Genomic DNA, 17,531 nt, shown 5'->3' with positions numbered 1-17,531 from the left:
ACTAGAAATCAATATATTAAATTTTAAAGTGAAATAAAAAATCAAGAATATGTATAGACGAGAAGTTTGTAATTAATATGATAAAATAAGAAAGAGCAAATTTTTAAAATTATTGGCACTGTCAAAAACAAAATTTTACTACTACTATTTTTATATCTTTGGTTCTGATTTCAATCTGGAAATACAGATTATTTAGGCGCTATTATAATCCTAAATTGGAATTATTTCCATAAAAAAAACAAAGATTTTTTCTTCAAATAATACCACCAACCGATCTGAAATTATGACTAAAAGCCTTCAGAACATTTTCTATATAAGCCTGTTCATTTTCTTTGTTACCCATATTTCTCATGCACAAAAATCCAAACAAGAACTGCTTAAATTAATTGAGCAGGCAGATTTATCTCCTGAACAAAAGGGCGATTACTTATGCCAGCTTAGTTCATGTTATAAAAAAACTGATACCATAAAAGCGTATCACTATGCCAATCAAGCATTAAAACTGGCCCGTGAAGAAAACGACATAAAAAGCCAGGCCATTGCTTATGAAGCACTTTCTGACGTTGCCCGATATCTGGATAATGTTTCGCTGCAAATTAAATATGCCGATTCCAGTTCTACTTTAGCCACAGCATCAAAAGACGCAAAGGCCATCGCATACGCCAATTATGCCATTGCCTATAAAAATGAATTTATTGGAAATAAGGAAAAATATATTGAGTACATGCTAAAGTCATTGGCGTATTTTGAAAAAAACAAAATACGATACGACAAACTGGTTAACGGATATGAAAATCTGGGCGCTTATTATATCGATCACAACGATCTTGTATTCTCTAAGAAATACAATAAAAAGGCTTTAGATTTGGCTTACGAAAGTAAAAACCAGATTAATATTGCCAATGGTTTAACCAGTTGGGCGCTATTTTTGGTAAGAGATGCAGAGCAAAAAACACCTGCCGATCCGGATTTACTCAAAACTGCAGAAAACAATTACCTAAAAGCGATTGCCATATTCGAAAATGAAAAAAGAAAAGGAAATATTATTGGCTCTTACGGCAGAACCTGCTTAAATCTTACGAGCCTTTACTTATATCATTTTTTTGAAACCGAACCCGAAAAAACTTTAGCACATTTACAAAAAACAGAAGCCGTTTGTCTCGAATTAAACGAGCCCATGCAGCTTATGGTTATGTACGGCCAGCAAGCGCAATTTTATACGAACTTAAATGATATACCTAATATTGAAAAGGTATTGAAAAAAGTATCCGATATTATTGAAAAACATCCCAAGATAAACCCACGATATTTTGCCCTGCTTTATAAAAACTATATGGATCTGGCAGAGATCAAAAATGATTTTGCTTCTTATAAAAAATACTTCAATCTGTATGATAAAGCGGTTGCAGTTATGATGGAAAAAGAAAACAGAGCCAGAGATTACAACGCTTCCGTTCGTTTTGAAACAGAGAAAAAATCACAGCAAATTCAATTGCTTACAGACAATCTTGAATCCAGGAAAAAGATAAACTATTTGTATACGGCACTTGTTGTTCTGGTGTTTTTTATGCTTCTTTTTATGTTGCGTTCGTATCATTTTAGACAAAGATCTTATATAAAAACCAATCTTTTACTTCAAAAAGCGAATGAAGAAGCTACTCTTTTATCCAAAATAAAAGAAGAAGAAGCGATGATTGCTTTACTGGAATCTGAATTGACGGAGAAAGAACTTCAAATTGCCATTCAGGAAAAGAAATTAAATGAACAGGAAAAAATAAAACTTCAGCAGGAATTAATGACGAATAACCTGCAGTTGGAAAAGAAAAATGAGATTTTAAAAGACATTCAGAATAAATTATCAACGATGAAATCTGAGAAATCATCAGATATAAAAACAATCTCAAAAACGATTGACAAAAGCATGGAGGTTGATGATGAATTTGAGTTATTAAAAACAAGTCTGGCGAATACGAATCCTGTCTTTTTTTCGACTTTACAGGAAAAAGCTTCAGGCACGCTAACAAAACTGGATTTTAAATATTGCGGTTACATAAAGTTAGGAATGAGTACCAAAGAAATTGCCAATCACATGAATATTGAAACGCAAAGCATGCGAATGGCCCGATACCGAATTAAACAAAAACTAAATCTGGACCGCGAAACTGATTTAGATACTTATATTACTTCTGTCCAGTAAAATCAGCACTTACAGCGTTTTTTCATCTGTAAAATAATCTTCTTGTAGATACAAAATAGATACTCTATTGACAGTTGTAGATGGTTAGTATATACAAGATTTTATTTTTTTCATCGGTACATGATTAGTTTTGAACTTGAATTTAAAACTAAAAATCATGAACAAAAAGACGCTTTCAATTATTTCGTACATTACTATTATCGGCTGGGTTATTGCTTACGTAAACTACAATAAATTAACGGTTAAAGATTCTCTAACAAGATTTCACCTTAAACAAGGTTTAGGAATTGCTATTGTAGGAATTATAATTTCTGTTGCTTTAACAATTATTGCCACTGTAGTACCAACGTTGGCAAGCATTTTAAGTCTGGTAAATCTTGTAGTTTTAGTATTATGGATTATGGGAATCATCAATGCTAATAATGAGCAGGAAATTCCGGTTCCTGTAGTGGGAAAATTATTTACTGATAAATTTGATTTCATTAAATAATAATTCAGGCTGCGAGCTAATAAGTGTAGTCCCTACGGGACAAAAATGGCACGAATAATTGATTCTACCAATATATAATCTCTCCGAGATATTTTTTATTACTCCGTTAGGAGTTAATAATAGTAGAATTAACGAAAACTAGCAAGTTGAATTAAGTACTAAAATGCCAGTATGAAACCTACGTCTAATACTGGCTTTTATTGAATTAAAATTGCATCAAAAAATCAAATCATGAAAAAATTCTATTATTTACTGCTCCTGATTTCACTTTCAAATTTGGCAGGTGGTCAGGTTATTGATAATAATATTCAGGGATATTATCAGGCAAAATCGGATTCTAATATGTATTCTTTTTTTGAATTTGATGGCAACGGAAAAGTAAATATTACCGGAATTGGAACTGGTGATTATTTTACCAAAGGCGATTCGCTGATTGTATATCCTGATAAAAGCATTTTTAAATTTAAAATAAAAAATAAAACCCTTGTTGGTGCTTCAAACTGGGTCGAAAATGAAACATGGATTCGAAAAGATACCATTGTCGCAAATAATCGAAAAAACGAAGCTTTGTCTAAAAAGAAAGCCGCTTTATTGCATGAATATTATAAGATATCAAGTGAAAAAATGGCAATCGAAATGATGATGGACGACACGGCAGCCAAAGCAAAAAAAGAAAAAATCAGCCAACTATGCAATGAGGGATTAAGTAAGGCCTGTATGGATTATTTCGGAATCCTGCTTATTGAAGATCAGGGTATGGATGCTTTGCTAAATCCTGAAAAAAACACAAAACCAAAAAAGCTGAATCCTGAAATTGTTTCCCTTGGAAATAAAATAATTTCGCAGGAGGAACCTGAGGGTTACACTCTTCTGGGAACTTATTATTATATCTTAGGTCAAAAGGAAAAAGCTGTAGAACAATGGAATAAAGGCGCTGATAAAGGAAGCCAAAAGTCTGCAATGGCTTTAATTCAAATTGAAATGGAATAAATACAGAATTAACATGATAAGTTTTATTACCGCTTTATTGCTTGTATTAACTCGTTGGGTATGATACCTTAAAAATTTAATTAAACACATAGAAACATAGATTTTATGAGTTTGAAAAAAGTAAATCAAAAATAATTACTGCCATATTGCTATCAGTAATAAATTTATTGTGAATCATTATTAAGTATACGCCATATAAAAGAGAAATAATTATAAAAAAGAAAATCAAAATGAAAACAAAAAATATACTGATAGCATTTTTACTTTTAATCGTTTTGCAGTCGTGCAAAATGGAAAATACGCCAGAAGAATATTTCGATATATCTGCCTTAAACACCAATTTATTTATGGAATTTGGTTCTAAGGATTTTGAAAGAATGGAAGAAAATAAAAACGCCAATCAGCTTATTGCTTTTGACGAAAAAGGAACGTTTCCGGCAAAATCCTATGAAGATCATATTTTGAGATTTAAGGTTGCTTATCTCAATCAATCTATAAAAAAGATAGAAGACCTAAAACCTACAGACGAAACCAAACCCATGATTGATGCTTCGCTTGATCTTTTTAATTTCGTGAAGAAAAAATATGAAAATGATTATGTAAAAATTGCCCGTTTAATGGACAAAAAAGCGCCAAAAGAAACGGTAGACAAAGCGATTGCCGATATGGAGGCTAACACATTTCCTGTTTTTGAGGCAAAATATAAAAAACTGTGGGATCTTGCTTTGCCTTATGCAAAAGAACACGGAATTGATGTGAAGACGTTTTAATTTTTTTGAATTTGTTTTTTAGACAGCCCGTTTCTCTCGAAATGGGCTTTTTTTTATTCTGTTATTTTTTTAAAATACTTTTTCGACGCTAATTAAAAGTCTTTCAGGTATTTATAAAATATTTAAAATGATTATATTTATTTCTTAATCTACATTAATCGACGCCCCGCTCCTGTCTCAATAAATTTGTATCAGAAATCAAAACAAACAAATAAATAATCATTAATCTAAAACGAAAAAAAGATGAGCACATTTACAGTAAAAGACGGAACAGAGATTTATTACAAAGATTGGGGAAACGGACAACCAATTGTTTTTCACCATGGCTGGCCTTTATCAAGCGATGACTGGGATGCCCAAATGATGTTTTTCCTTAAACAGGGATATCGCGTAATTGCACACGATCGCCGCGGACATGGCCGTTCTGGTCAAAGTTCTGAAGGAAACAATATGGAAACATACGCATCTGATATCGCTGAATTGACCGCAGCCCTTGATTTAAAAAATGCTATTCACGTGGGTCACTCAACCGGCGGTGGCGAAGTAATACGATATGCTGCAAAATACGGAAAAGAACGTGTTGCAAAAGCAGTAATAATTAGCGCTGTTACACCAATAATGATACAATCTGAAACAAATCCGGAAGGTGTTCCATTGTCTGTTTTTGACGAGATAAGACAAGGCACGGGATTCAACAGAGCACAATATTTTTATGATTTTCCGATACCTTTTTACGGCTGGAACCGCGAAGGAAAACAGGTTCAGGAAGGTATTAAACACAATTGGTGGCGTCAGGGAATGATGGGGTCTGTATTGGCACATTACGAAGGTATAAAAGCTTTCTCTGAATCAGATTTTACAGAAGATCTTAAAAGCCTGGATATTCCGGTTTTGGTTTTGCACGGAGAAGACGATCAGATCGTACCTTATGAGCAGGCACCAAGAGCTGCTAAACTTTTGAAAAACGGGAAACTAATTTCATATCCGGGATTTCCTCACGGTATGCCAACAACAGAAGCAGAAACCATTAATAAAGACATTCTTGAATTTATCAAATTATAAGAAATCAATAATATAAAACTGAGTATAAAAGCCTTCGAAATCGCCTGATTTGAAGGTTTTTATTTTTTTTGCCTGAATTAATAAAAAATGCGTTTTACGAAAAAATTTTCGAATCAAATTCATATAGAACACATTAAGAAATTGTAAACTTTCTAATTTTATTCTGCTTCTTTTTATTCTTTTATTCTATATTTGTTGTTTAACTTTACAACCACTTCCTTAAACAAAATTATAATTTAGGGTTTTTGCCCGTTTTTTTTCTAAATTTATTTTTAGTTACATGCCCTTTTAATACATATAAATGAAGAAAGATTTAAGGATATTATTGGTCGATGATCATAGCGTCGTTCGACATGGAGTTTCGGTATTATTGAAAAAAAACTTTGATGGTGTAACTATAACACATGCTGAAAGTGTTGAAGATTTACGCACTAAATTGAGCGAAAAACAGGATTTACTTTTTCTGGATATCAACCTTCCGGGAGGAAACAGCACCAAAATGGTAGAAGAAATCAGATCCAGCCATCCTGATCTGTTAATTATGATGTTTTCGGCTTATGATGAGTCCCGTTATGCTTTACGTTACATACACGCGGGAGCAAATGGTTTTTTAAATAAATACAGCAAAGACGAAGAAATTATTAAAGCTGTAAAATCAATTCTTGAAACCGGAAAATACATCAGTGATGTTGTGAAGGAAATCATCTTAGAGAATGCTTTATTAAAAAAACCAATCAATCCTTTAGAAAAACTATCCGACAGAGAAATTGAAGTGGCTGAACTTTTGGTAAACGGAGATGGAAATCTCGAAATTTCGAATAAATTAAACATTCAAATGTCGACCGTAAGTACTTTTAAAACGCGAATTTTTGATAAACTCGGCATCAACAATATCGTAAAACTAATTGAAATTTTAAATGTGTATAAAAATTAATTTTCCTTTTAATTTTAAAACATAATTACTTCCCAATTTTCTTTTTTCAAAATCTGAAAATTTATTCTTTTCAGTTCCATATCTCATTTTTTTTTCGAAAAAATCTTACTTCTGCCTTCAATTTAATTTTTGAAGTTTCTTTTGTTTGTCCTGCATTTACGCTGTTTTCTTACCAAATATTTTGAAATTTTTCTCACTTGAAAAGAAATTATTACTACTTAACTTATAGAATAAAATCAGAAAGAGAATGTAGAATTAATTCTACAAGCCATTTAAAATTTTGCTACAAATTTTTAAGTATTTAAAGATGACTTTTGCACGCTCTTTTATTCTAAAATATTACTACACTATTTTATTAAAAAGTAAAATAGAAAGAGCAGTATAGTTGCTACATATTATATAATTAGGGCAGTTACAAAACCAAACCAAAAACTATTTATATATAATTATCGAATTAATAAACCGTAATTAAAAAAATTACGTATTTGATTGAAATACAAAAGCGCTTAAATATAAATACTAAGAATCGTATGCAAAATAAATACTTTTTGAAAACTTACTTTTTACTTTTTATTCTTTTCATTTCTCTTGGGGCATTTTCTCAGGACAGTCGTTATGCAGGAATTGAAATTGGAAGTAAGGGAATCAAAATTTCGGTTATAGATGTAAATAATATCAAAAAAGGAGATTATGATATACTGGGCTACTGGACAGAAAATGTTGGTATAGCCAGAAGTATCGCAATTGATGGTAATCTTGCTGTAGAGGATGTAGAAAAGGCCGGATCTGTGGTTTTAGAAAATCTTCTGAAAATTAAAAGCAAATATGGTGTTACTGATGAAAATATTTATGTTGTAGCTTCTTCCGGAGTTGCACTCGCTGCCAATAAGCAAACCTTAATTGATAAAATAAAAGCAGTAACCAATAAAGATCTTGATTTTATTACTGCCGAAACAGAAGGCAAAATGCTTTTAAAAGGTTCTATTCCGCCATCTGATTATCAGGATGCTATTGTTTTGGATATAGGCGGTGGTAATACGAAAGGCGGATATGTTGATGTACTTAACGGCAACAAATTCGAATTTTTTCCTTTAAAATTAGATTACGGGACTATCACTCTTACAGAAGCAATTAATAAAACAATTGTAATTCCGAGAGAAACAAATGATATGCAGGTATACAAAGAAAAATCTTTTGAATACTCGCCTGTTTTGAGAGAAAAAATCAAGGAAATGCTTAAAACTAAACCGCTATCACTTCAAAAAAAGAAGATATATCTGTCCGGTGGGGCTGTTTGGGCATTTGTAACTTTATACTACAATAATAATAGCGACGATCATTTTCTGCCATTAAAAATGGAAGATATTATAAATTATGATGCCATTTTAAAAAACAATTTTGTGAAGTACGAAAATTTAGCCAAAACCAGCAAAGAAGCAGATAAAGTCATAAACACTTATAGCCAGAAACATTTAATTTCAGGAAACAATATTTTAATTGCCTGCCTGGAAAGTATTCCGGATTTGAAATCAAAGAAAATCTATTTTGCCAAAGAAGGACAAATTGCATGGCTGGTTTCATATGTTGTTGACCGCTCCAAGAAAATAAAAAATAATTTTTAGTCTCATAAAAAACGGCTTCAAAAAATAAATTTAATCTCTGTTTAATTGTCATCAAACTATTAGACGCTATTAACAAATACAAACAATAATTTAAAACAATTTAATATGTCAGATTTTTTACAACAATTTGGGGATGAAGTTAAAAAAAACATTCCAGGTTATATTGCAGTTGCAGTAACCGAAATTAAAAGTGGTATTTCTTATTTTAGTGACTCTGCTGTTGCGAGTTTCGATCCTGAGTTGGCTTCGGCTTTTAACTTAGAAGTAGTAAAAGCAAAATTAAATGCCATAAGTGCTTTAGGATTAGACCAGGGAATTGATGATATCATGATTACCTTAACCAATCAAATTCACATTATTGATATTTCAGAAAACAATGAATATTTTATTTATTTGGCTGTAGATTCTAATAAAGCAAATTTAGGAATGACAAAAGCTCTTTTGAACAAATTTAAAAAAGATATTACTGAAAAAATGTAATCGATTTTAAATCAGAAATCTTCATAAAATCGTTTTCTGTTAGATCTGATTTTTATTATGATGTGAAAAATCCGGATATAAATCAAAATAAAAAAGCTCGTTGAAAGATAATTTCAACGAGCTTTTTTTTTATAATGACTGTATAAAAATTTAACCGCAAAGTTCGCAAGGTTCTTTTATTTTGGGAGTTGCAAAACAAAAGTTCGCAAAGCATTATGTTGACTTAGCTTTGCGAACTTTATATTCCGAAGGATATCTAAATAAAAATCTTTTTGAACTTTGCGTAAATCTTTGCTAACTCTGCGTTTAAAAAAACAGTCCGAATAAAAATTTAACCACAGAGGTCACGACGTTTTTTACTTTGCGAACTTAGTAAAAACGCAAAGTTCACAAAGCTGTGTGAATCAGCTTTGTGAACTTTGCGTAAATCTTTGCGAACTCTGCGGTTAAAAAACAGTCATTATAAAAAAACTACTTAGCAGTAGTTGTAAAAATCGAGTTGACAATTTTCTTCTTGATAGTTTCACTTTCTTTTGTTACAATAAAAACCAAACGATAAGCCAAAAGAAAACCTACAAATCCTAAACCCGTTAAAAATACCCAATTGGTTTCATAACCATAATCGGTTACAATTGTCATACCTGTTTTGGTACTCAAAATGTGGGCAACACTATAACTCATGGTAAAAGCCGCCATAAATTTACCTTCCTGTTTTTTAAGAGATCTGTTTTTTACAAACGAATTTGCAAAAGGAAAAGTAAGCATAATCCCGATAGTCATAAAAACCATCATGGCTACAAGGGCAAAAATGCTGTGTTCTATTAATAAAAATAAGTAACTCACCGACATAGCCAGTACGCCATAGGCCACCATTAAAAGTTTATTGATGTTTTTAGATTCTACATAACTCACAATCGAAAGTTCAAAAAGCAATATTAGTACTCCGTTTAGTGCCAAAAACAAACCGCTTTCTACACTTGAAAAATTAAATACTTCCTTGTAATAAAGGGAAAGTGTTGTAAACATTTGAAAAAACAGAATACCCGTTATTAACGTAACAACCAAATGAATTAAAAATGGTTTGTCCTGTAAAATCGAATTTCCTTCTTTTAAATATTTAAAACTATTAAGTTTAAAAGGCAACTTTTTTTCTTTTACATAAATAGCAAATAATAAAATACTCAAAATACAGGTTAAGCCATCAATGTAAAATAAAAACGTGTAGTCTAAAACAGTGATAATGATTCCGCCAATCAGCGGGCCAAACATAAAACCGAGATTTACAGAAGATCGAATTAACGATAAGGCTTTTGTTCTTTCACTTTTGGTAGCATAAGTATCTAGTGAAACCAACATTGCCGGTCGATACATGTCTGAAACTGTGGTTAGTAACAAAACTCCAAAGCAAAAACTATAAAATGTGGTTAAAAACTGCAGCAAAATAAAGATAAGTCCGCTGGTGAATAAGCTAAAAACCATGACTTTATAAAAGCCAATTTTATCAGATAATTTTCCGCTAATCCAGGTTCCGATAAAAGAACCTACACCAAAAAACACCATCACCCACCCGATCTGACTATAGGTAAAATGAAGTTGTTCCATCATGTATTTAGAAAGAAACGGCACAACCATCGCACCTATTCTGTTAATAAAAGTTGTAATGGCTAAAACTTTAACCTCTACAGAAAACTGACTGAAATTTTTTAAATAATTTTTAAGTAATGTTGTAATCATAAAATATAGATTTGGGTAATAAGTAATAATAGATTTTATAGGCAGGTGATTTCAAAAACTCTTTTATTCGTCGTATGTTAATTTCATTTCGTAATAATAATAGTTGGAGATAAAATTTTTCCGTACAAAACCAAAACTCTCATAAAGCTGGTGGGCTGCAAAATTTTCGGTATCTGTATTTAAGGAAATATGATCGACTTTTGTTTTTTTAGCAAAATCAATACATTTCATTATAATTTCTTTGCCAATATATTTTCTTCTAAAATTTGGTTTGACATATAAATAAGAAATATGCCAATTGTATTTTATTTTTGAAAGAGGATTTACTTTGTAATAAAGCAGTATAAATGCAACAGGAATTCCATCTTCTTTTTTGACAAAAACTTTAGCTTTATTTCGGTCTAATTTGTACTTAATAAACAACACCGCATTTTCTAAATTTAATAGTTTTTCATCTATTAATTTTGACTCAAAAATGATGTCTTTTACCGACTCAAAATTATTGGAATCTATTTCTGAAATATCATGCAAATTCATCATAATAAAAGTTTAAGAAAAATCCAGCAAAAACCCTCATTTACAATGAATTATTAAGTAATTTATCTTGTTTTTTTAACGTTGTAAATGTACTTTTTTTTAATGAAAAAAGCATCATTTTTCAGCCTTAAAATTGGATTTTTTTCGGGCAAAATATTCGCTTTTTTCCTGTCAGATTTTACACCAGAATGTGTAAATAAAAAAAGCCAAAAACAGCACACTTTTGGTGTTACTGTTTTTGGCAAAAAAACTAAGTAAATCACAAAATTATAGTCAATTTTATCTTTACCGTTTATAAAAAAATAAGAGTTTAAACCGTTTTTGCAATTCCCCTAATATTATTTTTTGCTTTGATTTCATCACGTGCCGCGTTGAAATTTGTGGCATTAAAAGCTGCTTTTGTCAATTGTACATCGGCCTCTTTTTCTTCTTCTAATGATTGTTTCAGCAGAACATTTAAATTATCTTCTCCCAAGGTTTTGGCAAATGCAGCCAGAGTTCCGTATGCTGCAATTTCATAATGTTTGATTTTTTGCAGTGATGCAATAATTCCCGCATCACGAACAGGGCCCTCTTCGGTTTCATTTATTACTCTTTTGCCTTCTCTAATCAGGTTTTCTATCGCATCAGATTTTACGTCTGATACTTCTTCTTCCATAATTTCAAACCGTCCTTCAAGTCTTGCCAGCTGATTTTTTGTAATCTCAAGATGCTCTTTAATCATTGTTTGAAGATATTCTGACGTCGTATTCTCTATTATTTTCGGCAATTCTTCAGTCAGTTTTTTCTCTGCCAGATAAATTTCCTTAATAGATTCTGTAAATAAATCCCTAAGGTCTTTCGCACAATAATTCGCATTTAGAATTTCAGCCAAATCATCTTTTGAAACTGCTGGCTCACTATTTTTTCTGACAAATTCATTTTTGTCATTTATCGCTTTTGTATTTTTTCCTGTATTTTTCATAATTCAAAATTTTATGAATAATTCCAAATTTAGGGAGTCAACAAAACATAATTTTACAAAAATTCCCTTAATGTTTACACTATTTAAACACAAGAAAATGAGATTATTACAAAATCTACAAGGAGTTAGAATTTATTTTGAAGCAAGAACAGCAATCTTCAATGCTTCAACAGCATTTTCAACAGTAATAGTAAGTTTATGGTCTTTATTTTCTATCTTTTTAATAATATCCGAAAGAATTAATTGTACACATTTTCCGTATACATCTCCTTTATTTTGATTGATTTCAAAAGTACCCGAAATCATTTCCTCGACTTCATAACCGATTCCGCCACAGTAAATTAAATCTTTATTATCTGCAGATAAATCTTCAGAATCTCCCCAGCCTTCAGGTCTTGAAACATCTCCGAGATTATTTATCGACTCGGATTTTTCAATTTTCCAGCCCGGAATACTTTCCAGCTGCTGCTTACTTTGCTGATTGACCATTGCCTTTATTTTTCCTTTTAATGGTATCCAGCCTTCAATTTCTATGCGTGCCAAATCGTACACCAAATTTATGGTCGTTTGTTCAAAAAATCCGGGACCGGAAAAGGCGTGATAATAATTTGCAATAAGCCCATCATTATACAATACAAGAGCAGCCACTCTATCCCGCTGCGATTCATTACGAGGATGAGAACAGCCATAAACTTCACTATAATGCTCATCGCTTAAAGCATTAATAATATCAAAAAAATGTACGCCGTGTTCTACAAAAATACCACCCGAAGCTGCTTCGTCCCAAAACCAATGATCGATAGGCAAAGCGGCATCCTGAGCATAATTATTGACAACCGCATGTCTCAGTTTGCCCAATGCACCACTTTTTCCTATTTTCATAAAGCTTTGAATGATAGAATTATAGCGAATCATATGATCCACTGTAATGACCATACCGGTTTCTTTTTGAACTTTTAAAATTTCTTCTGCACCTTCTTCACTTAGGGCTACCGGTTTTTCCAGCAAAACATGTTTTCCCGCTTTCATGGCTTCACAAGCCATTTCAACATGCAGGTTGGGCGGCGTAACAATACTTACAATCTCTATATCCGGATCGTTAATCAGGAGTTTCCAATTGTGATAAACTTTGCAGTTTTCCACATGCTGCGAGTGATGACCGGAATCGGCAACAGCCACAACTTCAATATTTTCTAATTTGCTCCACCAATGATGAAGGAATTTCCCAAATCCTCCATAACCAATTATTCCAACTTTATATTTTTTCATATCATCTTAATAAACAATTACTTATTTAAATTAAAAACGTCTCAAAATAGAATTTGAGACGTTTGTTTAATTTATTTTTTTTCTTCGTTATTTAATTTATCATCTAATTCCGGCTCTTCTTTACCTTTAAATTTTTTAGTGTCGGCATCATAATTTTCATCGTTTGTCAGAACTTCATCATGTTCTTTATATTGATGTTTTCTAGTGTCACTTCGATTATCAAATCCACTTTTATCAGAGTGATTTGAATTTTGATTGTTCGTTTTCATATCTAGTAAATTTTAATTTTTCTAAAATTACTTGATATAGAAGCTTTTATCCTTATACAATCCTTGCTAAAACTTATAAAAATATCACTAAGAATAAAAAGGAAATCAATCTGTTAATTACCTAAATTTGAATCGGAAGTAAATCGAACCTTCTATTCTTACAATTTTTTACAAAAAAATATCTTCATATAAATGGTTACTGATTATAAAAAAATTGATTTGTTTGGAAAAACGCTAATGCAAAAAGTAGCCATAAAAACACCATTTCAATTTGATTTTCCTGTTTCAGATTACGCTTGTTTTTTATTTTCGCTTGAAGGTGATATTCAATTTCATGTAGACGACAAACAAATTGATATTCCCAGAAATTATTCGGTACTTTTAAATTGTTTAAATACAGGAAAAAAGATAACCAACTCAAATTCAAACAGTTCAAATGAAATAGTTGTCATTAGTTTTCATACTGATATTTTAAAAAAAATCTATGATCGCGAACTTCCTTTCGTGCTTCAAAAACCAAAAAATAATGTTACCAATCAGTCAAACGAAAAAATAAATAATGACTTTTTGATTCGGAAATATATTGAAGGGCTTTTGTTTTATTTCGAAAATCCATCTTTGGTAAATGATGAAATTTTGATTTTAAAATTAAAAGAAATCATACTTTTATTATCGCAGACACAAAATGCAGAAACGATTCAGGTTATATTGTCCCAACTTTTTTCGCCAACTATTTATACTTTTAAACAAATTATAGAAGCCAATTTGTTTTTGCAGGTTAGCATTGAAGATTTGGCACAGAAAACCAATCTTAGTATTTCTTCTTTTAAAAGAGAGTTTACAAAATTGTACAACGCGTCTCCGGCAAATTATATCAAAACAAAAAGGCTTGAAAATGCAGCAGAATTGCTCTCGTTTTCTGATAAACGCATAACCGATATTGCTTTTGATTGTGGTTTTAATAATCTGGCCAATTTCACCAAAAGTTTTCACGACAAATACAAAATGTCCCCTACAAATTATCGATTGAATTTAAATAAAAATCAATAGAAAAAAGTTTATTTCAGTTGAACTGAATTGCCAAATAATTGAGCTTTTTTACAAAATAATTCCACTTTTTGTATTGCAAATTTGCATTGTCAATAATGACATAGAATTTTAAATATAATTAAGATGGGACTATCAAATTTAGGGATTTTTCATACCCTTATTGGTGTTGCTGCAATTGTGGCCGCACTTATATCATTCATAAAATATGGTAAAATAGATTTAAGCAAACTTACCGGAAAAATCTATTTTTATACCACTTTGATTACTTCATTAACTGCTTTGGGCTTATCAAAACATGGCGGTTTTAACCCGGGACATGTGTTATCGTTACTTGTTGTAATTTTAATTTTGGCGGCCTATTTTCTTTATTCCCGAAAAAAAGAAAGTGGCAGGGCACGCTATTTTGAAAACTTCGCTCTTTCTTTTAGTTTTTTACTGTCTATGCTTCCTACTGTAAATGAAACGTTTACCCGAATTCCGGTTGGGCATCCTTTGGCAAAAGACATCAATGATCCTTTGATTGGGAAAACATTACTCCTTCTTTTAGTCTTATTTATTGCAGGATCTGTCTATCAATTTATAACTCAAAAGAAAACGAATAAAGTTACAACCAACTTATAATCATCTTATAAACTGTAAATTATATAATTACATAGTATAATAACTGTAAAATACAGCGGGGCATCTTTTCTAATTTTATAAAAAAGGAAAAGAGGTTCTTATCCGTAAACTGTAACTACAATAATTAAAAAATTATATTATGAATTTAGATGAATTAGAAAACAACCGTCAGGACGACCAGAATTTTCAAGATGATAAAATAAATAAGGGAATGGAAATTGAATCTCCTTCAACAGATCACTCGATAACAGAGTATGCAGAGCCGGATTACGGGAATGATTTAAGTACCGAAGAAATAAACCAGCAAAATCCTCAGGAATTGGATAACGAAGAATTCGACAACGGCGGAAATACCGAATTTGATAATGAAGAGGAATTTGATGATGAAACGCCGGATGATTTGGATGAAGACGATGAAGAGTTCACCGATCCTAATCGAAACAAATAATATGAAACCGTCTGTAAATCAGGCGGTTTTTTTGTGACTTTTTTGTGTTTTCTTCGAAAATTCCCCAGCACTTTTGTACCGATAATCTTTTGCTTAAATTTGCCAATTGCCAACATCAGGAAAAAAAATAAACTTATAGGTTTTTTTCTACTAAAAGGCTGTAAAAATCAAGTGAAAAAAGAGGACGTGAATACAATCGAAAATGAAGAAAGAAGCTGGACTATTTGTCCGGAATGTCAGGGACGAGGCAAAAAAAGTCAAAGGCTTAGCAAAAAAGTACGACTGCTTTACCAAACAGCACTTGATGAATTTGAAAAAACAAACGGCGAAGGAACTCCTCCTATTCGCCCTAAAGCACACTTATATACCTGTTTAAATTGTTCCGGATCCGGATTACTTCCTGCTGTTAATCCTCCGGCGGCAGATCAGGCAAATTATCCTCATGTTGCTATTATTGGCGGCGGAATTGGCGGCGTTGCTCTGGCTGTCGCCTGCCTGCACCGGGGAATTCCTTTTACTCTTTATGAGCGTGACAGCAACTTCAATGCGCGATCTCAGGGTTACGGACTTACACTGCAACAAGCCAGTAAAGCGATTGAAGGATTGGGTATTTTCTCGTTGAAAGATGGCGTGATTTCTACAAAACATTTGGTTCATACTACTGAAGGAAAAGTGATTGGCGAATGGGGAATCAGAAAATGGATAGATACAGATAAAAAAATGCCTCCCAAACGTACCAATATTCATATTGCGCGACAAGCTTTGCGTTTAGCGCTATTGGAGCAATTAGGCGGAGATAAGGCTGTACATTGGGGACATCAATTGATAAATTTTAAAGAATCTGGTGATAAACGCGTTGCGCTTAATTTTCAGGTAGATGGTGAAATAAAGACTACCAAAGCAGATCTTGTAGTTGGAGCTGATGGAATTCGAAGTTCGGTTCGCAAATTGTTGATTGGTGAAGAAAGTGCGCCTTTGCGTTATCTTGATTGTATTGTAATATTGGGAATTTGTCCTTTAAGTTCTCTCCAAGGTATAAATAGTTCTTTATTAGATTCTGCTACAGTATTTCAAACTGCTAATGGAAATGAACGAATTTATATCATGCCTTATACAGCAGATTCTGTAATGTGGCAGCTTAGTTTTCCGATGACAGAAGATGAGGCTAAGGCTTTAAGTGCCAAAGGACCTCAGGCACTTAAGGAAGAAGCTTGCCGACGAACGCAATGGCACGATCCTATTCCGCAAATTATGGCGGCAACACTTCCAGCGCAGATTTCCGGTTATCCTGTGTATGACAGGGAATTACTCACAAAGGAATTGTTGGAAAATGGCGAACAGGTCACGCTAATTGGAGATGCGGCTCACCCCATGAGTCCTTTTAAAGGGCAAGGTGCAAATCAGGCGTTGCTAGATGCGCTTACACTCGCTCGTGGAATCACAAAAGGATGCAACCCCAGATCACAATGGCGAAAAGTGGGAATAAGAAAAAGTGTTTTAAATGAATTTGAATCTGCCATGTTAGAACGCAGTGCTACGAAAGTAAAAGATTCTGCCGAAGCCGCTCAATTTCTTCATTCTGAAATTGTACTTTTTGAAGGGGATGAACCAAGAGGACGCTGTTTAAAGAAAAAAAATAGCGAAGACTAGTTACTATTTCTGATCTTTGTAATTGATTATTAAATGTTTGAATAAACGAAACGCAACAAATAATAAAAAATGCAATGAAATTTAATTATGCCGATTTTGAAGTAGTAAAGACTATTGCGCTGACATTTCCTAATACCGAAGAAAGTGTTTCGCATGAAGGAACTCCCTCTGTAAAAGTGCGGGGAAAATTAATGTGCCGACTTCATGACAGCGGAGAATTTATTCCGATAAGGCTTGATTTTGACATTCGGGATAAGTATTTAGACAGTCATCCTGAAATTTTTCACTTGCCGGACCATTTTAAAGCTTATCCTTACATCTGCATGTGGATACACAACTACAACCAAAAATTACTGACTGAAATACTTGAATTGAGCTGGAAAGGACTTTCTACAAAAAAACAAGTGAAAGAATACGAGGAAAAGAATAAGTTATGAAAATAAA

At 32.3% G+C, this 17,531-nt stretch carries 18 protein-coding genes; 13 read left to right on the top strand and 5 right to left on the bottom strand.

The window, feature by feature from the left end:
• Positions 1-283 precede the first annotated feature (283 nt).
• The 8 genes from SD960_RS00505 to SD960_RS00470 all read left to right on the top strand — a co-directional run bounded on the left by SD960_RS00505 (position 284) and on the right by SD960_RS00470 (position 8,545).
• Positions 284-2,197, top strand: coding sequence for a hypothetical protein (locus SD960_RS00505; RefSeq protein WP_318800230.1), 1,914 nt, complete (start codon positions 284-286; stop codon positions 2,195-2,197).
• A 157-nt stretch (positions 2,198-2,354) separates the two neighbouring features.
• Positions 2,355-2,687, top strand: coding sequence for a DUF4870 domain-containing protein (locus SD960_RS00500; RefSeq protein ID WP_318800229.1), 333 nt, complete (start codon positions 2,355-2,357; stop codon positions 2,685-2,687).
• Positions 2,688-2,918: 231 nt separating this feature from the next.
• Entirely contained in the window at positions 2,919-3,677 is a 759-nt protein-coding gene (locus SD960_RS00495) for a hypothetical protein (protein WP_318800228.1), read from the top strand.
• A 230-nt stretch (positions 3,678-3,907) separates the two neighbouring features.
• Positions 3,908-4,447 (top strand): hypothetical protein, encoded by a 540-nt coding sequence (locus SD960_RS00490; protein ID WP_318800227.1) that lies wholly within the window; start codon positions 3,908-3,910, stop codon positions 4,445-4,447.
• 243 nt (positions 4,448-4,690) lie between these two features.
• Positions 4,691-5,509, top strand: a complete 819-nt coding sequence (locus tag SD960_RS00485; protein ID WP_318800226.1) for an alpha/beta hydrolase — start codon at positions 4,691-4,693, stop codon at positions 5,507-5,509.
• A 301-nt stretch (positions 5,510-5,810) separates the two neighbouring features.
• Positions 5,811-6,443 (top strand): response regulator transcription factor, encoded by a 633-nt coding sequence (locus SD960_RS00480; protein ID WP_318800225.1) that lies wholly within the window; start codon positions 5,811-5,813, stop codon positions 6,441-6,443.
• 548 nt (positions 6,444-6,991) lie between these two features.
• Positions 6,992-8,065, top strand: coding sequence for an exopolyphosphatase (locus SD960_RS00475; protein ID WP_318800224.1), 1,074 nt, complete (start codon positions 6,992-6,994; stop codon positions 8,063-8,065).
• Between the two features lie 105 nt (positions 8,066-8,170).
• Positions 8,171-8,545, top strand: a complete 375-nt coding sequence (locus SD960_RS00470) for a hypothetical protein (protein ID WP_318800222.1) — start codon at positions 8,171-8,173, stop codon at positions 8,543-8,545.
• A 471-nt stretch (positions 8,546-9,016) separates the two neighbouring features.
• On the opposite strand, the gene SD960_RS00465 is transcribed toward SD960_RS00470, so the two are convergent.
• From SD960_RS00465 to SD960_RS00445, 5 genes are all read right to left on the bottom strand, one after another.
• Positions 9,017-10,279, bottom strand: coding sequence for an MFS transporter (locus SD960_RS00465; RefSeq protein ID WP_318800221.1), 1,263 nt, complete (start codon positions 10,277-10,279; stop codon positions 9,017-9,019).
• Positions 10,280-10,342: 63 nt separating this feature from the next.
• A complete protein-coding gene (locus tag SD960_RS00460) occupies positions 10,343-10,819 on the bottom strand; it encodes a GNAT family N-acetyltransferase (RefSeq protein ID WP_318800220.1) in 477 nt (158 codons plus the stop codon).
• A 307-nt stretch (positions 10,820-11,126) separates the two neighbouring features.
• Positions 11,127-11,780 carry a ferritin-like domain-containing protein gene (locus SD960_RS00455; protein WP_318800219.1) on the bottom strand — a complete coding sequence of 218 codons (654 nt, stop codon included), beginning with the start codon at positions 11,778-11,780 and terminating at the stop codon, positions 11,127-11,129.
• Positions 11,781-11,912: 132 nt separating this feature from the next.
• Positions 11,913-13,049 carry a Gfo/Idh/MocA family oxidoreductase gene (locus SD960_RS00450; protein WP_318800217.1) on the bottom strand — a complete coding sequence of 379 codons (1,137 nt, stop codon included), beginning with the start codon at positions 13,047-13,049 and terminating at the stop codon, positions 11,913-11,915.
• A 71-nt stretch (positions 13,050-13,120) separates the two neighbouring features.
• Positions 13,121-13,318, bottom strand: coding sequence for a hypothetical protein (locus SD960_RS00445; protein ID WP_318800216.1), 198 nt, complete (start codon positions 13,316-13,318; stop codon positions 13,121-13,123).
• 192 nt (positions 13,319-13,510) lie between these two features.
• On the opposite strand from SD960_RS00445, the gene SD960_RS00440 reads away from it, so the two are divergent.
• The 5 genes from SD960_RS00440 to SD960_RS00420 all read left to right on the top strand — a co-directional run bounded on the left by SD960_RS00440 (position 13,511) and on the right by SD960_RS00420 (position 17,524).
• On the top strand, positions 13,511-14,368 hold the full coding sequence (locus SD960_RS00440) for an AraC family transcriptional regulator (protein ID WP_318800215.1): 858 nt from the start codon (positions 13,511-13,513) through the stop codon (positions 14,366-14,368).
• Between the two features lie 123 nt (positions 14,369-14,491).
• A complete protein-coding gene (locus SD960_RS00435; protein ID WP_318800213.1) occupies positions 14,492-14,989 on the top strand; it encodes a hypothetical protein in 498 nt (165 codons plus the stop codon).
• Between the two features lie 139 nt (positions 14,990-15,128).
• Entirely contained in the window at positions 15,129-15,437 is a 309-nt protein-coding gene (locus tag SD960_RS00430; protein ID WP_318800211.1) for a hypothetical protein, read from the top strand.
• Between the two features lie 171 nt (positions 15,438-15,608).
• On the top strand, positions 15,609-17,087 hold the full coding sequence (locus tag SD960_RS00425) for an FAD-dependent oxidoreductase (RefSeq protein WP_413230371.1): 1,479 nt from the start codon (positions 15,609-15,611) through the stop codon (positions 17,085-17,087).
• A 74-nt stretch (positions 17,088-17,161) separates the two neighbouring features.
• Positions 17,162-17,524: a hypothetical protein gene (locus tag SD960_RS00420; RefSeq protein WP_318800209.1), complete on the top strand. Its 363-nt coding sequence runs from the start codon at positions 17,162-17,164 to the stop codon at positions 17,522-17,524.
• Positions 17,525-17,531 lie beyond the last annotated feature (7 nt).

The organism is Flavobacterium sp. MMLR14_040 (assembly GCF_033657265.1).
Classification (GTDB): Bacteria; Bacteroidota; Bacteroidia; order Flavobacteriales; family Flavobacteriaceae; genus Flavobacterium.
This window is presented reverse-complemented; position numbering and strand designations above follow the sequence as displayed.

Bases quoted from the DNA above. Each gene is read 5' to 3' on its own strand.
- SD960_RS00445 (WP_318800216.1), bottom strand. From the start codon at position 13,318: ATGAAAACGAACAATCAAAATTCAAATCACTCTGATAAAAGTGGATTT.
- SD960_RS00465 (WP_318800221.1), bottom strand. From the start codon at position 10,279: ATGATTACAACATTACTTAAAAATTATTTAAAAAATTTCAGTCAGTTT.
- SD960_RS00505 (WP_318800230.1), top strand. From the start codon at position 284: ATGACTAAAAGCCTTCAGAACATTTTCTATATAAGCCTGTTCATTTTC.
- SD960_RS00420 (WP_318800209.1), top strand. From the start codon at position 17,162: ATGAAATTTAATTATGCCGATTTTGAAGTAGTAAAGACTATTGCGCTG.
- SD960_RS00460 (WP_318800220.1), bottom strand. From the start codon at position 10,819: ATGATGAATTTGCATGATATTTCAGAAATAGATTCCAATAATTTTGAG.
- SD960_RS00450 (WP_318800217.1), bottom strand. From the start codon at position 13,049: ATGAAAAAATATAAAGTTGGAATAATTGGTTATGGAGGATTTGGGAAA.
- SD960_RS00485 (WP_318800226.1), top strand. From the start codon at position 4,691: ATGAGCACATTTACAGTAAAAGACGGAACAGAGATTTATTACAAAGAT.
- SD960_RS00440 (WP_318800215.1), top strand. From the start codon at position 13,511: ATGGTTACTGATTATAAAAAAATTGATTTGTTTGGAAAAACGCTAATG.
- SD960_RS00435 (WP_318800213.1), top strand. From the start codon at position 14,492: ATGGGACTATCAAATTTAGGGATTTTTCATACCCTTATTGGTGTTGCT.
- SD960_RS00455 (WP_318800219.1), bottom strand. From the start codon at position 11,780: ATGAAAAATACAGGAAAAAATACAAAAGCGATAAATGACAAAAATGAA.
- SD960_RS00490 (WP_318800227.1), top strand. From the start codon at position 3,908: ATGAAAACAAAAAATATACTGATAGCATTTTTACTTTTAATCGTTTTG.
- SD960_RS00500 (WP_318800229.1), top strand. From the start codon at position 2,355: ATGAACAAAAAGACGCTTTCAATTATTTCGTACATTACTATTATCGGC.
- SD960_RS00470 (WP_318800222.1), top strand. From the start codon at position 8,171: ATGTCAGATTTTTTACAACAATTTGGGGATGAAGTTAAAAAAAACATT.
- SD960_RS00430 (WP_318800211.1), top strand. From the start codon at position 15,129: ATGAATTTAGATGAATTAGAAAACAACCGTCAGGACGACCAGAATTTT.
- SD960_RS00480 (WP_318800225.1), top strand. From the start codon at position 5,811: ATGAAGAAAGATTTAAGGATATTATTGGTCGATGATCATAGCGTCGTT.
- SD960_RS00495 (WP_318800228.1), top strand. From the start codon at position 2,919: ATGAAAAAATTCTATTATTTACTGCTCCTGATTTCACTTTCAAATTTG.